A 19,703-nucleotide genomic window follows, 5' to 3' on the forward strand; every position below is an offset into this window, starting at 1 on the left:
TGTTGAAACAACAGCAACCATTCAGAGGCTTGGGCTTTCTGCTCCTTCTGGTCATCATGCTTTTCTTTGCCAGTAGGCTGCCCCAAAAGAGCGGAATTATCACCAACCAGGAGCTGATGCAGGCAATTGATAATGGAACCATAGTCTCGGCAACCATCAGGCAGAACGACCCGCCCCCAACGGGAAGGATCGAGATGACCATGACTGACAACTCAACAAAACAGGCCAATGTGTCCAATGTCATTGAGATCCAGGATCGTCTGGACCGCAATGGGATTACCTATACGGTGGATGCGGTACAAAAGGAAAATTTATTCCTGACGATTACGCTACCGTTAATCTTAACGGCGGTAGTCTTGGTTTTTCTGTTCATGTTGATGAATGCCAGGGCAGGGGCAGGAAGCGCTAATGCCAAAATGATGAATTTTGGAAGAAGCCGGGCTCATCTTGCAAAGGACGCCAACAAGGTGAACTTCAGCAAGGTAGCAGGACTTGAAGAGGAAAAGGAGGAGCTGGAAGAAGTCGTTGATTTCCTAAAGAATCCTCAGAAGTATACCAGTGTAGGGGCCCGGATCCCCAAGGGAATCCTCCTTGTAGGACCACCCGGAACAGGAAAGACCCTCCTTGCCAAGGCAGTGGCAGGAGAAGCCGGAGTGCCGTTTTTCTCCATCTCCGGTTCCGATTTTGTGGAAATGTTTGTAGGTGTCGGCGCTTCCCGCGTGAGAGACCTGTTTGAAGAAGGGAAAAAGCATGCCCCCTGTATCATATTCATCGATGAGATCGATGCGGTAGCCCGCCGCAGAGGTACCGGTATGGGCGGCGGACACGACGAAAGAGAACAGACCTTAAACCAGCTTCTGGTGGAGATGGATGGCTTCGGGATTAATGAAGGAATCATCGTTATGGCTGCGACAAACCGTGTGGATATTCTGGACCCGGCAATACTGCGTCCCGGACGCTTTGACCGGAAGGTAGGGGTCGGAAGGCCTGACGTAAAAGGGAGAGAAGAAATCTTAAAGGTTCATTCCAAGGAAAAACCTTTAGGAGAAGATGTGGATTTAAAGAGAATCGCCCAGACGACAGCGGGATTCACCGGTGCGGATCTGGAGAACCTCATGAATGAAGCCGCTATCTATGCGGCCAAACACAGCAAAAAATTTATCAGCCAGGCTGATGTTGACAGAGCTTTTGTAAAGGTTGGAATCGGAGCCGAGAAAAAGAGCAAGGTTATAACCGAAAAGGAAAAGAGGATTACGGCTTACCACGAAGCAGGCCATGCGATTTTATTCCATCTGCTTCCGGATGAGGGACCGGTGCATACCATTTCCATCATTCCTACGGGAATCGGAGCTGCCGGATATACCATGCCATTACCGGAAAATGATCATATGTTCAATACCAGGGGTAAGATGCTCCAGGATATCATGGTGGATTTAGGGGGAAGGATCGCAGAGGAGCTCATTTTCGGCGATATCACCACCGGAGCTTCCCAGGATATCAAGCAGGCCACAGCTACGGCCCGGGCTATGGTGACCCAGTATGGAATGTCTGATAAAGTGGGTATGATCAATTATGGCAATGAGGGCGATGAAGTCTTTATCGGCCGTGATCTGGCCCATGCCAAGAGCTACGGCGGCCAGGTGGCCAATACCATTGATAATGAAGTAAAACGAATCATCGATGAGTGCTATGAAAAGGCAAAGGACATTATCTTAAAACATGAAGAGGTTCTCCACGCCTGCTGTAAGCTGCTCATGGAAAAAGAAAAGATTGGCCAGAAAGAATTTGAAAATTTGTTTTCTGCTGTAGCGGAAGGGTAAGTACCTTCTGCAGGCTTATGAAAGATAAAAGCGCAGAGTCCGGGAAAATATCTAAGTTTCCATCCCGGAATCTGCGCTTTTTTGTGTTTAGTGCGGGGCGAAAGGAAAAATGCATAAAAAATCAAAGGTAAAAAAATGATGTTTGTGCACACTTATTTTCTCAGTCGTGTTATAGTAATAATCGTAAACCCCCCCAATACATTATATAGTTTTTGCTACACCCCATAAGAAACGAAATACCTTCTCCGAAAAACGGTCAGCTGCCCCGCTGGCCGTTTTTTCTGCTTTTTACTTAAAAAGGCAGGGTTGTATATTTTGATTCAATCGGATAAAATAGAACGTATAGATGACGAGAAAGGAAATGTAAATCATATGTGCTTCCAGGCTGAGGCGTTAAATAGAGATGCGTTATTCACTGATGAGACAGAAAGTTTCCGATTCCCGGCAGAGCCCTGTGTGGGAGATGATGTGATACTGTTTTTCCGGACGGCAAAGGACAATGTGGACCAGGTCTGTTATATCCAGGAGGGGTTAAGCGGGGAGACGGCCATGGAAAAGGCAGAGTCTGACGGGCTGTTTGATTATTATAAACATAGATTGACGGCAGGACAGGAGAAAATCAGCTACAGCTTTAAAGTGATTAAGGGTAGTGAAGTCTGCTACTATAACCGGCTGGGTATTTCCGGGGATAATCCGGAAGGGTTTTGCTTTCGCATTGTCCCAGGTTTTTCCACTCCTGACTGGGCCAAAGGAGCCGTCATGTATCAGATTTACGTAGACCGGTTCTGCAACGGAGACGCGGCCAATGATGTGGTAGACGGGGAGTATGTATATATTGGCCGCCCGGTATCCAAGGTCCAGGATTGGGGGAAATTTCCCAACCAGATGGATGTGGGATATTTTTATGGCGGCGATTTACAGGGAGTATGGGATAAGCTGGATTATTTAAAGAGTCTTGGCGTAGATGTAATATATTTTAATCCCATTTTTGTATCACCATCCAATCATAAGTATGACTGCCAGGATTATGATTACATTGATCCTCATTACGGCTTGATCGTTAAGGATGGAGGGCAGACGGTAGCGTCTGATGCAGAGGATAACCGGCATGCTGTAAAATACATGATCCGAACGACAGATAAAGAGAATTTAGAAGCCAGTAATGAATTTTTTGCCCGGTTTGTGGAAGAGGTGCACAAACGAGGGATGAGGGTCATCCTGGATGGGGTATTTAATCATTGCGGTTCTTTTAATAAATGGCTGGATGGAGAACGGATCTATGAGATGTCCGGAACCTACGCGCCGGGAGCCTATGTGTCAAAGGACAGTCCATACCGGTCGTTTTTTAAATTTTACGATGAAGAAGCCTGGCCGTATAATGGTTCCTACGACGGCTGGTGGGGGCATGCAACCCTTCCAAAGCTTAATTATGAGGATTCCCGGACTTTGTATGAGTATATCCTGCAGATTGCAAAAAAGTGGGTTTCGCCACCCTACCATGTAGATGGATGGCGGCTTGATGTAGCGGCAGATTTGGGACATAGCAGCGAATACAACCATAAGTTCTGGAGAGATTTCCGTAAGGCGGTAAAGGAGGCCAATCCGGAGGCCATCGTATTGGCAGAGCATTATGGGGACCCGTCCAGCTGGCTTCAGGGGGACCAGTGGGATACGGTCATGAACTATGATGCCTTCATGGAGCCGGTAACCTGGTTTTTGACAGGCATGGAAAAGCACAGCGACGAAAGAAACCCCAGTCTGTTTGGGGATGGGGAAAGTTTCTTTAAGTCCATGAACTACCATATGAGCCGCATGATGACAGGTTCCGTTCAGGTAGCCATGAATGAGCTGTCAAATCATGACCATTCCCGTTTTATGACCAGAACCAACGGCCGGGTGGGGCGGACTTCCACTGTAGGTCCGGAAGCTGCCTCTCAGGGCATCAACAATGGGATTTTCAGGGAAGCGGTCATGATCCAGATGACCTGGCCTGGCGCTCCAACGATTTATTACGGAGACGAGGCCGGTGTCTGCGGCTGGACGGATCCGGATAACCGGAGAACCTATCCCTGGGGCAGAGAGGATTTGGAACTGATCGAGTTTCACCGGTATATGACCGGGCTTCATCACAGCATACCGGCTTTGCGTCTTGGGTCCTTGAAGCAGCTTTTGGCCGGGAGTCACCTTATCTCCTACGGGCGTTTCTTAAAGGACAGCATTTGCGCCGTGGCGGTCAACAATCTTCCGGAAGAACGGCAGGTCGGGATCCCTGTATGGCAGTTGGGAATGGAGGATGGGGAAATCATGTCCCGGTACATGCTGACCTATGAAAACGGATATAATGTAGGTAAAATTCCTTATGAGGTAAAGGACGGCCAGGTGCTTGTCTCTATGCCGGGAACGAGCTCTGTTTTGCTGGTAGCTGAACGGGATTAGAAATTTTATTTTTCTAAAAAAAACCTTGATTTTTTAATGCCCCTGTGATAAAATAACACTCGCTTGCTTATTAAAAGAGCATGGGTGGGTTCCCGAGCGGCCAAAGGGGGCAGACTGTAAATCTGTTGTCGACGACTTCGAAGGTTCGAATCCTTCTCCACCCAGTCCGTACCGTTGTAAAGAATAAAACGGTATATGAGAATGCCGGCGTGGCGGAACAGGCAGACGCACAGGACTTAAAATCCTGCGGGACTTACCTCCCGTACCGGTTCGATTCCGGTCGCCGGCATGATGAAAAAACCTTGTACTCTGATATGGAGTACAAGGTTTTTTGTTGTCTGACATAAGAGAAAAGCTCATTTAACATTAAGCCCTATCATTCATCTTTTGACCACTCCCCGCGATTTTCAAAAACTCCTCCATTGCCCGGGTGAAACGTCTACCCGTCTTCCAATAGAAATATAGATTCCGATGGCAAATTTCACTTTCGATCTTATAATAAACAACATTTGGATGAGAAAGAACCTGTGCTATCAGTGTGTCACTGATAAAGGATATTCCCATTCCCGAACATGTTATATTGTAAGAGGTAAGCTGCTGGTCAAGTTCAAATACAATATTTGGAGTAATGCCATGCTCCTGAAGAATTTCCATCGCACGTTTCCTTGTATCGTTCTCTGGCTTCAGCATTATAAATGGTTCCTTTTCAAATAGCTTCAGCGGTACAGGCTTAATTATTTCTTCCAAAAAGGAGCCGTCAGGAATCAGCTGCACCGGAACCTGGTACTGCTCTGCTTTTCGGTTTATTTCAAAGGTTTTCGGTACAGCCAGAAGCAAATGTTCTTTTTTGTAAATACTGTTATCAAATATCCCTCTGTCCAGAGAACAATTATCAATCATCAAATCAATTCTGCCGTTCTGAAGATACAATGCCAACTCCGCTGTGCTCTCTTCAATCAACTCAACTTTAACCATCGGAAAGCGTTTTGTAAATTCGCCCATTAAAGGGGGCAGTACCCATGAAGAAAAAAGGCTGCTTCCTCCTAAAATCAGCTCTCCTATTTTTAAATCTCCCCAGTCATTTACAAAATTGTAAAACTCACTTTCAATAAAGAGCATTTCTTCCACGGATTTAATATATTTTTTTCCGCATTCTGTTAGGGTCAAAGGCTTTGTACTTCTGTCGAATATCGGATATCCAATTTTAAGCTCGATCCTTTTTATTGTAGCGCTCAGCGAAGGCTGTGAAATAAACAGCTTTTTTGCGGCTTTTGAAAAACTCTGCTCTTTGTAAACCATATATACATAATCCATCCCCTTAAACACTGTAAACCTCCTCCGTTTCATACTATAACTTTAGAATTATACTAATTATAAAAATATACGTATTTGATTATATTATAAATAGATTTTATAATAAATACAATACAAAACGGTATTTTGCCGATAACGGAGGATTGGTCATTGGATAGCATAAATAACATAGATTACAGAATTGAAAAGGATTCCATAGGAATGAAAGATGTGCCGGGGAATGTGTATTATGGCGTACAATCGATGCGTGCGGCAGAAAACTTTCATATTACCGGTCTTAACATTCACCCTGAAATTATTAACAGTCTGGCTTACATAAAGAAAGCGGCAGCCATAACGAACCTTGAGATAGGACTTCTGGACAGAACAACTGCAGAAGCGATTATTCAGGCATGTGATGAGATCCTGGCTGGACAATTCCGCAAAGACTTCATTGTTGATCCGATTCAGGGCGGGGCAGGAACTTCACTGAATATGAATGCCAACGAAGTGATAGCAAACCGTGCGATTGAGCTTCTTGGCGGACAAAAAGGCGATTATTCCATTGTAAATCCCAATGATCATGTAAACTGTGGACAGTCCACGAATGATGTCGTTCCTAGTGCCGGAAAAATGACTTCTTTAAGGCTTCTTAAAAAACTGAAAATAGAACTTCTCCGGCTGCATCAGGCATTTTGTGAAAAAGCTGACGAATTTGACCATGTCCTGAAGATGGGGCGCACCCAGATGCAGGATGCAGTCCCCATTCGATTGGGTCAGGAATTTAAAGCTTATTCAACAGCAATTATGCGTGACCTCCGCCGCATGGACAAAGCCATGGAAGAAATGTGTACTTTGAATATGGGTGGAACAGCCATAGGGACAGGAATCAATGCTGATGTAAATTATCTGAAACGTATAGTACCTAATTTAGCAAAGGTATCAAATATGGAATTAGTGCAGGCTGCAGATCTGATAGATGCGACACAAAATCTCGACTCTTTTGTTGCTGTATCAGGTGCCGTCAAGGCTTGCGCCGTCACATTGTCTAAAATAGCCAATGACCTTCGCCTGATGTCTTCCGGACCAAGAACAGGCTTTCATGAAATCAACCTTCCTGCTAAGCAAAATGGCTCCTCCATCATGCCTGGAAAAGTAAATCCCGTGATTCCTGAAGTAGTAAACCAGGTCGCCTTTAATATTATTGGAAATGATGTAACAATCACCATGGCAGTAGAAGCCGGACAATTAGAATTAAATGCATTTGAACCTATCATTTTTTATTGTATGTTCCAGTCCATTGACACTCTTGCCTATGCCGTACAGACATTTGTAGATAACTGTGTATCTGGCATTACGGCTAACGAAGCAAGATGCCGTTTCCTGGTAGATAACAGTGTCGGGATCATTACGGCGATTTGCCCCCATGTAGGGTACCAAAAAGCGGCAGATATTGCTAAGAAAGCCATGTTAAGCGGCAAACCCGTAAGAACTCTGATTCTGCAGGAAAAATTAATAGGTGAAGAAGAACTGGACCATATACTGGATCCGGTGCATATGACAGAACCAGGGATATCCGGGAAAAATTTATTATTAAAGAGAAAACTGGAAGCGTGACCGCCGTACCTATAAGGGGTGTGGATTCACAACGATATAACGCCTGACGAAACCTTGAGTTCGTCAGGCGTTTTGACTGTGTTAACTGAATCAGAATACACTGCCCTTACCTACTTGCGAATCCGCTCCGTAGTCACCAAGATGCAGCTCAACAATTTTTTTTACAATATACAGTCCAATATTTTTCCCTCCTGAATTGCCAATGTTTGGCAGCTGAACATTTGCTGAATTTGCGCTGGATAATTTTCGGTGTATACATGGCTGCGAAGGCCATGTCATAAAGATAATTGGACTAAGCAAAAAACCAAAAGTTTAAGGTTTTGCTTAGTCCAGGTTGTTTTGTATTTTATTTTTTACGCAGCAAATAATCCTTCGGAGAATAACCAAACATTTTTTTAAAACGTTTGCTGTAATAAAAAGCATCTGTATACCCTACCAGCTCCGCAATGTCCGATATTTTATATTGATTGGATTCCAATAATTTCTTAGAAGCTTCCATACGTATCATGGTGATATACTGAAGCAGGGATTCATTATTTACTTTTTTAAAAACACTGCCCAAATAGGAAGGATTTAATTGAAATAAGTTTGCAAGCCGGGTTACGGTTAATTCCGGATCGGAATAATGTTCATCAATATATAAAATGATTTTTTTGCTTAAGGAGAGGTCGGAAGGGATGGTCTCATTTTCAGTCATGCATAAACGCCCATATGCAAGAATGGTGCTTTTAACCTGGTTCAGCCGATATTCTTCATCTATGATCTGGGAGGCAGATTCAGCCGGATTGTGGCTGAATTCTACCTGGCCGCCATAATGGATATGATAAGTAGTAAAAAATTCCGTAACGATTAAATATAGAAATTTTACATCATGTGCTTCTTCTACCGGGGAAAACAGGCTTTGGATATAAGCATCCAGCCCCTTTGGATCCTTGCTGTTTAAATAATATAGAATCGTTTGTCTTACCTTCGATAAATCAGCGGATCTACTTTCCCAGGTAAGTTCTTCAGTCAGGATAAGCTTCGATTCAGGATTAAAATACCTGTGGCTGAGGGCGTAAAGATTTTTTTTATAATCAGGCAGCCAGGATTCTGCCAATGGGATACAGTCTCCCAGAGCTAAAAATATGTAGGAGGGGCATTTTGGCATTTCGTTTTCCAGAGCTTCTTTTAACAGCTGCCGTTCCTCTTTCCTATGAAGGAAAAATTGTATGGTATAGGCATAATCCAGCTCCTTAAAATATTCGCAGTCTAGTCCATGACGACGGATCTCAGCTACCAGTTCTGTTATAAAATCTTCATTTTCTTCATAGATAAAAGCGCCTAAATAAAGGGTGAAATCATAGTCTGCCACCTCGGGATATCTGGCAGTTAATTGTTCGATGCTTTGACAGCCATTCAGTACATTGGATAGGAAAGTGCATTTTTCAAAGTGATAAAACTTTTGAATTTGTTTCTGTTGTTTTTTTAACAATTCTATTTTCTCTTTGGTATCCCTTAAAACAGCGGTTAAGGTAGAAGCGTCTACAGGCTTTAGCAGATAATCCATGACTCCGAACCGCATGGCGGAACGTGCATATTCAAAGTCATTATAGCCAGATAACAGAATAATCTTGGTGGAAGGGTAATTCCTGTATACCGATTCCGCCACTTCAATTCCATTCATACGGGGCATTTTAATATCCAGAAGGATAAGGTCAACCGGATGCTGCCTTAATAATTCAAGAACTTCTATACCGTTTTCGGCTTCCCCTATAAAATGAATGGCCAATTCTTCCCGTGGAATGATTTTGATAATTCGTTGTCTGATAAAGTACTCGTCATCTGCAATTATAATATTAAGTGGCATCAGTGGATACCTCCTTTTTTCCAATGGTTATGGTAGAGATACAGCCGCCCTTAGGATGATTGGCAATGGCAAGACCATATTCGCTGCCGTAATAGAGTTGGATTCTCTGGTGAATATTTTTGATACCAAAATGAGTATTACCTGTAGTCCATATACGTTCATAATCCTCTTCCCGGATTCCGATTCCGTTATCCCGGATGGTGAATAAAATGGAATCGGGAGTTTCCGTTACAAGAATATCTAATTGACCTTTTCCATTCAGTTCTTTGATTCCGTGATAGATACTGTTTTCCACGATGGGCTGCAATAAAAGCTTGAGGCAGGGATAGTCTGATATACTGGAATCATAGGTGATATGAAAGTCAAACCGGTTATAGTATCTCACTTTCATGATTCTTAGATAGGCTTCGGTAATCGCCAGTTCCTCCTTAACCGTAATGTGGGTGTGACCGTTGCTTAGGCCATGACGGTAAAACGCAGAAAGATTCATGACCAGGTCGATGAGAGTCTCCTTTTCGTCTATTTCTGCAAGGGAACAGATATTGTCCAGAGTATTATATAAAAAATGAGGGTTTACCTGCTGCTGTAGCAGGTCCAGGGCTACTTTATTCTTCATTTTTTCTGAATTCAGTAAATCATTCTTTAACTTTTTCTGCGCTATAATCATGCTGTTGAATTCCTCGAAAAGAAGACCGATATCACTATCGCTATAGGATTCATTGAATGGAACCCATTCTCCCTCCTTTACCCTCTGGGTATGAGAGATCAGCTGGTAGATCGGAGAAGTAATTGTGCGGGATACTTTACGGGAGACATTAAGACAGGCAATAATACAGAGCAGGGCCATAATAATGGATATTCCCAAGGTGGAAAAGGTTGGCTGTAAAAAATAGAGCAGATTGATTTCGTTGACGAGATACCAGTTCAGCTCATGAAAATATTCAGAAAAAATAATCGTGCTCATAGTCAGCTTGTAATTGCTCTTGTTGTTGTTAAGTTTATTAATATTCTCATAGCGCCTCATTAATGGAATGGAACCATCTGAGCTTTGTACATTGCCATCTGAGTCTACAATAAAAAGCCTGCTGAAGTTGCTTGCATTATCCTTATAGATAGCCGAAATTGTACTTTCAGGAATGGCGATTTCCACATATCCAAGCATAGTACCTGTGGCGCTGCTGTAAAACGGCAGCATGAGAGACAGGACATGTATTTCCGTGTCACGATCCTTATTGGAGTACTTTATCTCTGGTATCCAGATTTTCCGGTCTGATGCGGAAGCATTCCGAAGATTTAAAGGGTAGGGATATATTTCCGTGGTAGCAATCAGCGCATGTTCCGGTGAGTAGATGCTGACAGAATGAATAAAGGGAGTGGACTGGATGATATGATTGATCTCGGTTTTCAGATTCATCTGGTCGATGGCATTAAACTCCTTGTTATTGTTGTTAAATTTAGATACAATGGCCTGTACGCTCTTATCCGTTATAATAGTTTTGGAATAATTATGAACAGATGCGAGATAATAATCCAGCTGGCTGGAAATGTAATCCAGCTGCCGGACAGCAGAATTAGTCTCTAATGCCAGAGTATGTTTATAAAATACGACAGAAGTACTGATCAATAATATTATGATGAATAACAGCAGCGTTTGAAACATAGACCGGAAAAATCTCGAATTAATAGAAGTTATTTTTTGAGCCTTCATATGGATTCCCTTCTGTATGCAATGCGTGATTTGATTTCATGGAAGACTTAAATATAACAGTAATATTAGTACATTTTATTGACTGTGTCCATATTGAATTTGTGAACTTGAACTATTGAACGATTAATTTGGTAAAGTCATATGTAAAATATACATAAAAACTATAAAATGACCATTCATTGTATGGTGATATTTTTCTATAATGGGATTGTGAAGAGGGATGGAAATCTGAAATAAAAAAGGAGGAAATAAATTTATGAAAATAAAAAAAGTAATGGCTCTGGCATTAACAGGCGTACTGAGTTTTTCTATGCTGACAGCCTGCGGGTCGAAAACAGACAGCGCAAACAAGGAATCAGGTGATGAAAAGGTTACGATCAGGCTTTTAACAAGAATGGCAGGTACTTCAACTCAGGTAGGTATTTATAACGATATCATTAATGAATTTAAAAGTAAACACCCAGAAGTAACCATCATTGATGACTCCCAGGGTGATGAATCGGCATTTAATAATATCCTGACGACTGATATTGCTTCAGGAACCATGGCTAACATCTTCCGAATCCAGGGTGTTGCAAATCTTTCCGACTATATCGATAACGGCTTATTATTAAATCTACAGCCATATCTTGATGCAGACAAAGAATGGAGCGGTGGATTTACGGAAGGTTCCCTTTCCTATTATCAGGTACCGGGGCATGAAGGCACCTATGCAATTCCAATGGAATCTGGCCTGATTGGCGTTTATTATAATGAAATGCTTTTTAAGAAAGCAGGAATTGAAAAATTCCCGGAGACCTGGGAACAGCTGTTAGACGCGATTGCAAAGTTAAAAGAAAACGGAATTATCCCAATCGCAATGGGAGCCCAGTCCACTTATATGGCGGGTCATTTACATGACCAGATCTTCTATAAATGGATGGGAACAGAAGCTGCTAAATTATTGGGAAACAGAGAGATGAAGTGGACGGATGAGGGTGTTGTCCAGACATTACAGTTTGAAAAAGACTTAATCGATGCAGGAGCCTTTGATCCAAGTGCGGCAGGTATCACAGATAATATTGCATTAACTCAATTTCAGCAGGGGGAAGCTGCAATGGTGATTACCGGACCTTGGAACATCAGCACATTTACAGATAAATCCGCCACGCCTGTGTCAGATAATGTTAAGGTTGCAAAGTTCCCTTATTTTGAAGAAAAACCTGAATTTAAAAATCAGGATATGCAGATCCTGAGTCCTTACATGGTAAGCGGTAAATTAGAAGGAAAAGAGTTAGACTTAACGATTGAATTATTAAAAATGTTAACCGGTAAAGAGGCAGCTAAGAGATTTGCAGAAGAAGCGGCTTTCTTAATTCCAAGAACCGATCTGGACTTGGATAAGTCAAAATGTACCGACTTATTTATCCAGAATGTAGAGATTGGAGGAACGTCTGAAGGAATCGGTGTCGACGTTTTCGACTTTGATCCTTTGACTTCCATGCAGGATAGAACAAGAAATTCAATTGTAAGCTTATTTACAGGGGCCTCTGCCCAGGATGCGGCAGCAGTAATCCAGGCTGAGATTGATAACGCAAAATAAATGATCTGGAATTTCACAATTCATTTCTAAATATATGTAGATACTTCTGACTATATTTGATATTGAATTATGAAATTCCTTTTCATTATAAGGAGGAATTTCATTGATAACATTAAAAAACAGGAAAGTGAAAATGTACATAGCACTGTTTTTACTGCCGGCATTGACCGTATATCTTTTATTTCAAATTGTACCTTTAATTCTGGCGTTTTACTTTTCGCTGGTTGAGTGGAATGGTATCTCGGGTGCAGCTCTCAAATTTGTTGGACTTAAAAATTATATCGATGCGTTCCATAACGCGGACTTTTTACTTTCCATTAAAAATATGGTAAAAATGGTATTCTTCAGCGTATTATTCCATACACCCATTGCTTTATTAACGGCGGTTGCAATTAATACCAAGTGTAAAGGATACCGTGCATTTAAGGCTCTCTTTTTTGTACCTACGGTTTTTCCGTTAACTTCCGTCGGCTTGATGTGGTACTTTGTGTTCATGCCCACCGGTTCCCTCAATGCCTTGCTAAAGAACATTGGTCTGGCAGACCGGGTGGTCCCCTGGCTGGTGGATCCTGCAACCGCTATGAATACCATTGTATTTGTTAATATATGGGCCGGCATCGGCTACTATATGGTCATTCTCCTTGCGGGACTTACTACCATTTCTGATGAGCTATATGAGGCAGCCTCTATCGACGGAGCGACTGCCGTTCATAAGTTCTTTGAGATTACGGTTCCTATGTTAAAATCTACAATTTCCATGTGCATTTTGATGGATATTATCGGTTCTGTAAAAGTTTTTGACCTGGTATTTGCCATGACCGGCGGAGGGCCAAACGGCCTGACGAATCTTCCTACAACATTAATGTACAATGAGGCATTCAAATACAGCCATTATGGACTTGGAAGCGCTATAGGCATTATTATTCTGATTGCCTGCCTGGCAGGAACATTAGGAAGTAATTTAATCATGTCCCGTAAACACGAGTAAGGAAGGAGAGCTATGAAAAAAACAGAATCAAAGAGCAAACCTGGTAAAGTCATTATGTACTTATATCTGCTGGTAATGACAGTAGTATTTGCCATGCCGATGGTTTTTACCTTATTATCCTCTGTGAAAACAAAGCTTGAAATCTTTTCAGACCCATTTGCGCTGCCCAAGGTACCGCAGTTTGTCAATTATATCGTAGCCTGGAAAGAAGCCAATATGAGCCGGTATTTCATTAACAGTATCCTGCAGGCCGGTGCTACTGTCATTATTTTGGCAATCATGGCTTCCATGGCGGCATATGTTTTATCCAGGTTCGATTTTATGGGTAATAAGTTTTTGCTTTTATTCTTTACCGTGGGTATGATGGTTCCCATGCATACGGTATTGGTACCTGTTGCCTATATTATAGGTGCCTTAAACTTAAAAAACAATATACTGGCCCTGATTCTAATCTATGTATCATTTAGTCTTCCTTTTAGTATTCTTTTGATGACTAATTTTATGAAAGGCGTCAACCGTTCCCTGGAGGAAGCGGCAGTAATCGACGGTGCAACGTATTTCCAGGTATATAGGCTGGTGATACTGCCGCTTTGTGTTCCTGCATTATCTACTATTTCAATCTTTAATTTCTTATCGGCCTGGAATAATATTTTATTCCCGCTGTTGTTTATCAACGATAAAAAATTGAAGCCTATTTCCCTGGGGCTGCTGAATTTTAACGGTGAAAGAGGTAGTGATTACGGTCCATTAATGGCAGCTATTGTAATTACGGTAGCGTTGCCTCTGATTCTTTACCTGTTATTCCAGGAAAAAGTAGAGGGCGGACTGGCAGCAGGGGCCGTAAAAGAATAAACAATGTTGAGATCAGGAGGATAAGCAATGAACAATTTAAGATTCAGACAGGTTCATCTGGATTTTCACACCAGTGAATATATACCAGAGGTTGGAACCGATTTTAATGGGGAGGAATTTGCCAAAAGACTTGAAAAAGCCAACGTGGATTCCATTACCTGCTTTGCAAGATGTCATCATGGATGGCTGTATTATCCATCCAGAAAACATGCGGACCTCATTCATCCCGGACTTGCCAATCATAATCTGTTAATAGATCAGATAAAGGCCTGCCATGACAGGGGAATCAAAGTGCCGATTTATACCACGGTACAATGGGATGGCCGAATCATGCGGGAACATCCGGAATGGCTTTCCTTAGATGAGCAGGGAAATTATATCAATACCCAGAATGTGGAAGAGCCTCATTTTTATCATACAATTTGTTTAAACAGCGGTTATCGTAAATTCTTTATAGAGCATCTCCATGATATTATGGATGTGGTAGGAGTGGAGAACATTGACGGATTCTTTATGGATATATTATTTCAGGTAGATTGCTGCTGTGACCATTGTAAAAAGAAAATGGAGGATCTTCATCTGGACAGCAGGAAGAAAGCGGCAAGATTAAAGTATTCTCTGCAAATGTTAGAGGAATTTAAAACAGAAATTACAGCTGTTATTAAAGAGAGAATTCCTGAGGCCTCTGTTTTCTATAACAGTTCCCATGTGGGGCCGGCATCTAAGGATAATTTTAAGGAGTACAGCCATCTGGAATTGGAATCCTTGCCAAGCGGAGGATGGGGCTATGACCATTTTCCGGCAACCAGCAGATATGCACGAACCCTTGGAATGGATATGATAGGGATGACCGGAAAGTTCCATACTTACTGGGGGGATTTCCATTCCCTTAAGAATCAGGCGGCCCTTGAGCTGGAATGTTTTAATATGCTGGCTATGGGGGCTGGCTGTTCCATCGGAGACCAGCTTCATCCAAGCGGCAGGTTATCGGAAGGAGTTTATGACCTGATTGGGAAGGTATATAAAAGTGTCAGGGAAAAAGAACCTTACTGCAGGGCGGCAAAGCCGGCAGCGGAGATAGCAGTCCTTACACCGGAAGAATTCTATCCTGAGGGAGAATATAACCTGGGAATCTCTCCATCTTTAATTGGAGCAGTTAGAATGCTTCAGGAGCTTTCTTATCAGTTTGACGTTATAGACAGTAAGACGCCAATGGATTCCTATCAGTTAATTATTTTACCGGATTGTATTTATTACAATGAAGAGCTGGAAAACGTGATGAAGAACTATATTGCTAACGGGGGTAAAGTAATCGGTTCCTATGATTCCTGCCTTAACAAATACAGCAAAGATAATATATACGGTATAACATGGAAAGAAGAATCTCCGTATTACAGGGAATTTGTGATGCCAAATCAGATCATTGGAAAAGATCTATATAAAGAAGAGTACGTCATGTACTTAAGAGGGCATAACGTGGAGGCAAACGGCGGTGAGGTTTTAATGGATAAAATAGAACCTTATTTTGACCGTTCCGGAAAAACCTTCTGCTCTCACCAGCATGCACCTTCTTCCGGGAAGGTTGGATATCCGGAAGTGATCCGTAATGGAAATGTAATTTATTTCGCTCACCCCATCTTTAAACTATACCGGAAAAATGCCGCCAAATGGTACAAGCTAATGCTAGAGGATGCGGTTGCATTGTGCCTGGAACATAAATTAGTGAGTCATAACGGTCCCTCTACTATGATAACAGCCTTAAATTATCAGGAACAAGAAAAACGGGATATTCTCCATATCCTTCATTATATTACAGAAAAACGATCTGAGGATATTTTTACGGTAGAAGATGTCATCCCCCTGTATGGAGTGGAATTTAAAATATATACAGGTACTAAGCAGCCGGCAGCCGTTTACTTGGTTCCGGGAGAGACAGCCGTTCCTTTCGTAAAAGACGGACAATATATTTCCTTCGGTTTAGATAAAATTGAAGGACATTGTATGATAAGCATTCAATTTTAATTGCGGCTCCTATCTTTAATTCCAGCAAGTAGGATCACTGGATCGAATAAACCTGGTCCCATTTTACTATGAGGGTGAGATGATTCCAAGCTTCTTGTCAATTATCACCTAATAAAATGGAAGCCGCATCTGATATGTAAAAAGTTGTCTAAATAAATGTAAAACTTTAGTAAAATTCATATAGTTATCTGAAAATTAGCCGATATACCCATTAGGCCACTATAAATTAGGTTGGCAGAGGGGCAAACTGGATATCGGAGGATAACGTAATATGAAAAGGAAATACAAAGGAATAAAAAAAGAACTGGTAACATTCACCATTGGATGTATCGTCTGTATTGTACTTGTACTGTCAATAGGCTCCATTTATCAGTCCTATCATACGACCCGAAAGTCACTGGCCAAAAGCTTAAAGGAAACTTCGGAACTGGTTTCTGAAAAAATAACTCAGAAGCTGGAAGAGTATTCCATCATATCCGAGTCAATTGCCCTTTACATGAAGGGAAATGTGCAAAACGGTGGCAACATCAATATATTTTTACGGATCTCATGTTCCCAGTACGGCCTTAATAACATCAATATCATTTCGTCAGACGGAACCTCTGTTGTCAATGGGAAATCCTATGAGCAGGACAATGCATACCTGCAGGCAAAAAGCGGAACTCCTTTTTTATCCGATCCGATCCTTCGCAAAGATTCTGCCTCCTTTGAATATGCATACCCTTATGATGATCTGGTGGTCATCATTGAGTTTCCTTATTCAGTTTTCCAGGAGATGATTGCGGACACAAGGCTTGGTGACACCGGAAGTACTTATATTATAAACCGGGAAGGAACAAAAGTGGCCCACGAGGATTTTTCTCTTGTATTATCTCAGCAAAATGACGCTGAGTCTGCAAAAACCAGTCAAGCTGCCTATGGAGAGATTGCAAAGCTGGAAGCAGCAATGGTAAATGGCGAAACCGGCTTCGGATTCTACCATTGGAACGGAGAGAATCGGTTTGGTTCCTATGCCCCTGTGGTAAATACCAACGGCTGGTCGGTGAATGTGACTGCTTCAGAATCTGAATTTATGTCCGGTGTTGTAACTTCTATGTTAAATGCTGTTATTTTGGGTGCTGTCTCTCTGATCCTTGCGGTTTTCGTTATGCTTCGGATCACGGACCGGATAACAAAGCCCATTGGGCAGGTGGTAAATTCCATTGATCAGTTATCCGCTGGGGATTTGAGCATTGATCTGCATATGGAACGCCGCGATGAAATAGGGGGAATCGGGGAAAAGGTCAATGAAATGGCAGGAAAATACAGAGATATTATTCACGATATATCCCGGTTTTTACAGGAAATTTCTTATGGGAACCTGGCGGTTCAAAGTAATTGCGAGTATCCAGGGGAATTTAACGGAATACGAAGTTCCATGGAAATGATCGCATCCCGTTTAAATGATACTATATTAAATATCCGTTCCTCCGCCGAGGAGGTCAATTCCGGAGCCGGGCAGGTATCCGGTGCTTCCCAGGCGCTCGCATCCGGAGCCGCTGTGCAGGCGGCAACGGTGGAGGAATTAAATGCATCCATTGTAGATGTCACGGAAATGGCAGGTAAGAATTTGGATCATGTTCGGAAAGCTTCCGATTATGTAAAGGAATCCGGATCAAGGGTCAGCGCAGGGAACCGGCATATGCAGAGTCTTCATTCTGCTATGGAAGAGGTAAGCTTATCTTCTGAAAAAATATCGGGCATCACAAAAATGATTGAGGATATCGCATTTCAGACCAATATTCTGGCTTTAAACGCCGCTGTCGAAGCAGCCCGGGCCGGAAGCGCGGGCCAAGGGTTTGCGGTGGTTGCAGGAGAGGTCCGGAACTTATCAGCCAGATCTGCTGATGCGGCAAAACAAACTGCCAAGCTGATCGGAAATACGGTAAAAGCGGTTTCGGAAGGAAAAAGGCAGACAGCAGAGACTGCAGGGATCCTTAAGGAGGTCGCCGATAAATCCATTCTTGTAGAACAGGTAATGGAGGAAATCGAATCAGCCTCATTGGAACAGACCAAGGCTATGGAGCAGATCCTGGGAGGACTGTCCCAGGTATCTGCTGTGGTGCAGTCCAATGCAGCAGCAGCGGAGGAAAGTTCTGCCTCCAGTGAAGAACTGGAGGCTCAGGCCCAGGCTTTAAGACAGGAGGTTGCAAAGTTCCAACTGGCCCAGGAACCTGATTCTCACGAAGAAAATAAAAATTAAAAAAGCTGATTAACAATCCTAAATGCAAAGGGATAGTATGACTCGTTTCAGGAAACTATTAAGTTTTTTAAGAAACGGTATGAACGTTGATAAATGATTCAAATCGTTGTATACTATAAGGCAATAAATTGACGATACATTAGCATTTTCGATAAGGATGGTTTCAGCAGTGGACTATAATAAGGAATTGCATCTATTACATTTAATGCAGCAGGTTTATTCCGGCTTGATTTCTGTTTCCAATTTGTCAATATTGCCAATAAATTAGGGGCTACGAAGCAAAACGTTACGCAACTGATTGGAAGCCTTGAAAAGAAGGGCCTGGTTGCGATCGTCCCAAGCAAAAAGGATAGAAGGGCAGTTAATGTACATCTGACGGATTTAGGTCTTGAAACGTTGGTAAATTGCGGCAGCAATATGACGGTTGATTTTATGGCTGATGTTTTTAATGGATTTGGCGAGTAAGAGCTGGAAACATTGTGGAATTTACTCTTCAAATTGTATCACTTTGATGGTGCAGAGATGGATGGCTTTGAAGAGACGTTGAAGTTCCTAATACATTAAGCGATGAAGAAGTTCGGCTTGCCCTTGAATGATTCTCTCTAAGGCGGAGAAATCAGCCGTTGTCTTGATAAAAACCAGTTGAGTTGTATGCTTATGGTAAAAATTGAGGGCATAGGAATCGCCGCAGGATTATGAATCCTGCGGCGATATTGGAAACAGAGAATGCATCTTTCCTGGAGTGTACTTCAGGGAATTGTATTTCGTTACACCTCTGTTTTCCAAAATCCATGAAGATTACAGTAGGCGTAAGCGGTCTTTGGAGAATCACCATTCTCCAGAGTAAAGCAGGCCACCGGTTCGCAGTCAGGGCTTAAGCTTACTCTCATGACACTTCCTGCCGTTGTCTGTAAGCAGATCCAGGAAATGTTGTGTTCCTCGGTCATGGGATGGAACGTGCTGCCCACCTTTACGGTCACATGATTTCCTTCTGTCTCAATGACCGGAACATGTTTTTCCGTGGCACCGTCCGAAGTATTAGGTTCCAATATTTCAAAAGGCTTCAAGCTGTCCGGAAGCGCGGCATTGGGAGTACCGGAGATGGCTTCCAGAATGACGTTATGATTTTTGTCAGTTAAAAATACAGGTTCTTTTTTCATGGGGTTCCTCCAGTTGTTGATGATGATAGAAAACGGCTTCATTTCATATATCAGAATTCCCAGTTAATAGGCAAAACATTATGCCAACTTATTCCAGACAGATGCCATATTCGAAGTTCTTAAAAAGTTAAAGA

At 42.3% G+C, this 19,703-nt stretch carries 13 protein-coding genes and 2 tRNA genes; 11 read left to right on the plus strand and 4 right to left on the minus strand.

Annotated elements, in window-relative coordinates; all coding sequences use genetic code 11:
- Positions 1-2: 2 nt before the first annotated feature.
- From ftsH to H171_RS21120, 4 genes are all read left to right on the plus strand, one after another.
- Positions 3-1,820 carry an ATP-dependent zinc metalloprotease FtsH gene (gene ftsH, locus H171_RS21105; protein ID WP_100307612.1) on the plus strand — a complete coding sequence of 606 codons (1,818 nt, stop codon included), beginning with the start codon at positions 3-5 and terminating at the stop codon, positions 1,818-1,820.
- Positions 1,821-2,192: 372 nt separating this feature from the next.
- Positions 2,193-4,256, plus strand: coding sequence for a glycoside hydrolase family 13 protein (locus H171_RS21110; RefSeq protein ID WP_100306887.1), 2,064 nt, complete (start codon positions 2,193-2,195; stop codon positions 4,254-4,256).
- 82 nt (positions 4,257-4,338) lie between these two features.
- Positions 4,339-4,420, plus strand: a tRNA-Tyr gene (locus tag H171_RS21115).
- Positions 4,421-4,459: 39 nt separating this feature from the next.
- Positions 4,460-4,545 (plus strand) — tRNA-Leu (locus tag H171_RS21120).
- A gap of 77 nt (positions 4,546-4,622) precedes the next feature.
- On the opposite strand, the gene H171_RS21125 is transcribed toward H171_RS21120, so the two are convergent.
- On the minus strand, positions 4,623-5,582 hold the full coding sequence (locus tag H171_RS21125; protein WP_100306888.1) for a LysR family transcriptional regulator: 960 nt from the start codon (positions 5,580-5,582) through the stop codon (positions 4,623-4,625).
- A 147-nt stretch (positions 5,583-5,729) separates the two neighbouring features.
- Between H171_RS21125 and H171_RS21130 the strand changes: the two genes are divergently transcribed.
- Positions 5,730-7,166 carry an aspartate ammonia-lyase gene (locus tag H171_RS21130; protein WP_100307613.1) on the plus strand — a complete coding sequence of 479 codons (1,437 nt, stop codon included), beginning with the start codon at positions 5,730-5,732 and terminating at the stop codon, positions 7,164-7,166.
- Between the two features lie 346 nt (positions 7,167-7,512).
- Here H171_RS21130 and H171_RS21135 read toward each other — a convergent pair whose 3' ends face one another.
- Positions 7,513-9,015 carry a response regulator transcription factor gene (locus tag H171_RS21135; RefSeq protein ID WP_100306889.1) on the minus strand — a complete coding sequence of 501 codons (1,503 nt, stop codon included), beginning with the start codon at positions 9,013-9,015 and terminating at the stop codon, positions 7,513-7,515.
- The gene (locus H171_RS21140; RefSeq protein ID WP_100306890.1) at positions 9,005-10,723 is read right to left on the minus strand and encodes a sensor histidine kinase; all 1,719 of its coding nucleotides are present in this window, start codon (positions 10,721-10,723) and stop codon (positions 9,005-9,007) included. The genes H171_RS21135 and H171_RS21140 overlap by 11 nt, the downstream gene beginning before the upstream one ends.
- A gap of 256 nt (positions 10,724-10,979) precedes the next feature.
- On the opposite strand from H171_RS21140, the gene H171_RS21145 reads away from it, so the two are divergent.
- From H171_RS21145 to H171_RS25065, 6 genes are all read left to right on the plus strand, one after another.
- The gene (locus tag H171_RS21145; RefSeq protein ID WP_100306891.1) at positions 10,980-12,305 is read left to right on the plus strand and encodes an ABC transporter substrate-binding protein; all 1,326 of its coding nucleotides are present in this window, start codon (positions 10,980-10,982) and stop codon (positions 12,303-12,305) included.
- Positions 12,306-12,408: 103 nt separating this feature from the next.
- Positions 12,409-13,293: a carbohydrate ABC transporter permease gene (locus H171_RS21150; protein WP_100306892.1), complete on the plus strand. Its 885-nt coding sequence runs from the start codon at positions 12,409-12,411 to the stop codon at positions 13,291-13,293.
- A gap of 12 nt (positions 13,294-13,305) precedes the next feature.
- Positions 13,306-14,145, plus strand: coding sequence for a carbohydrate ABC transporter permease (locus tag H171_RS21155; RefSeq protein ID WP_100306893.1), 840 nt, complete (start codon positions 13,306-13,308; stop codon positions 14,143-14,145).
- 27 nt (positions 14,146-14,172) lie between these two features.
- A complete protein-coding gene (locus H171_RS21160) occupies positions 14,173-16,167 on the plus strand; it encodes an alpha-amylase family protein (protein ID WP_100306894.1) in 1,995 nt (664 codons plus the stop codon).
- Positions 16,168-16,438: 271 nt separating this feature from the next.
- Complete coding sequence (locus H171_RS21165; RefSeq protein ID WP_100306895.1) at positions 16,439-18,409, plus strand: methyl-accepting chemotaxis protein; 1,971 nt, start codon at positions 16,439-16,441, stop codon at positions 18,407-18,409.
- Between the two features lie 252 nt (positions 18,410-18,661).
- Positions 18,662-18,874, plus strand: a complete 213-nt coding sequence (locus tag H171_RS25065; protein ID WP_408645670.1) for a MarR family winged helix-turn-helix transcriptional regulator — start codon at positions 18,662-18,664, stop codon at positions 18,872-18,874.
- A gap of 302 nt (positions 18,875-19,176) precedes the next feature.
- On the opposite strand, the gene H171_RS21175 is transcribed toward H171_RS25065, so the two are convergent.
- A complete protein-coding gene (locus H171_RS21175; RefSeq protein WP_100306896.1) occupies positions 19,177-19,569 on the minus strand; it encodes a desulfoferrodoxin family protein in 393 nt (130 codons plus the stop codon).
- Positions 19,570-19,703 lie beyond the last annotated feature (134 nt).

It is taken from the genome of [Clostridium] celerecrescens 18A (assembly GCF_002797975.1).
Lineage (GTDB): Bacteria > Bacillota > Clostridia > Lachnospirales > Lachnospiraceae > Lacrimispora > Lacrimispora celerecrescens.

Coding starts and splice junctions, on each gene's coding strand:
- H171_RS21135 (WP_100306889.1), bottom strand. CDS start 9,015: ATGCCACTTAATATTATAATTGCAGATGACGAGTACTTTATCAGACAA.
- H171_RS21140 (WP_100306890.1), bottom strand. CDS start 10,723: ATGAAGGCTCAAAAAATAACTTCTATTAATTCGAGATTTTTCCGGTCT.
- H171_RS21165 (WP_100306895.1), top strand. CDS start 16,439: ATGAAAAGGAAATACAAAGGAATAAAAAAAGAACTGGTAACATTCACC.
- H171_RS21175 (WP_100306896.1), bottom strand. CDS start 19,569: ATGAAAAAAGAACCTGTATTTTTAACTGACAAAAATCATAACGTCATT.
- H171_RS21155 (WP_100306893.1), top strand. CDS start 13,306: ATGAAAAAAACAGAATCAAAGAGCAAACCTGGTAAAGTCATTATGTAC.
- H171_RS21110 (WP_100306887.1), top strand. CDS start 2,193: ATGTGCTTCCAGGCTGAGGCGTTAAATAGAGATGCGTTATTCACTGAT.
- H171_RS21145 (WP_100306891.1), top strand. CDS start 10,980: ATGAAAATAAAAAAAGTAATGGCTCTGGCATTAACAGGCGTACTGAGT.
- H171_RS21160 (WP_100306894.1), top strand. CDS start 14,173: ATGAACAATTTAAGATTCAGACAGGTTCATCTGGATTTTCACACCAGT.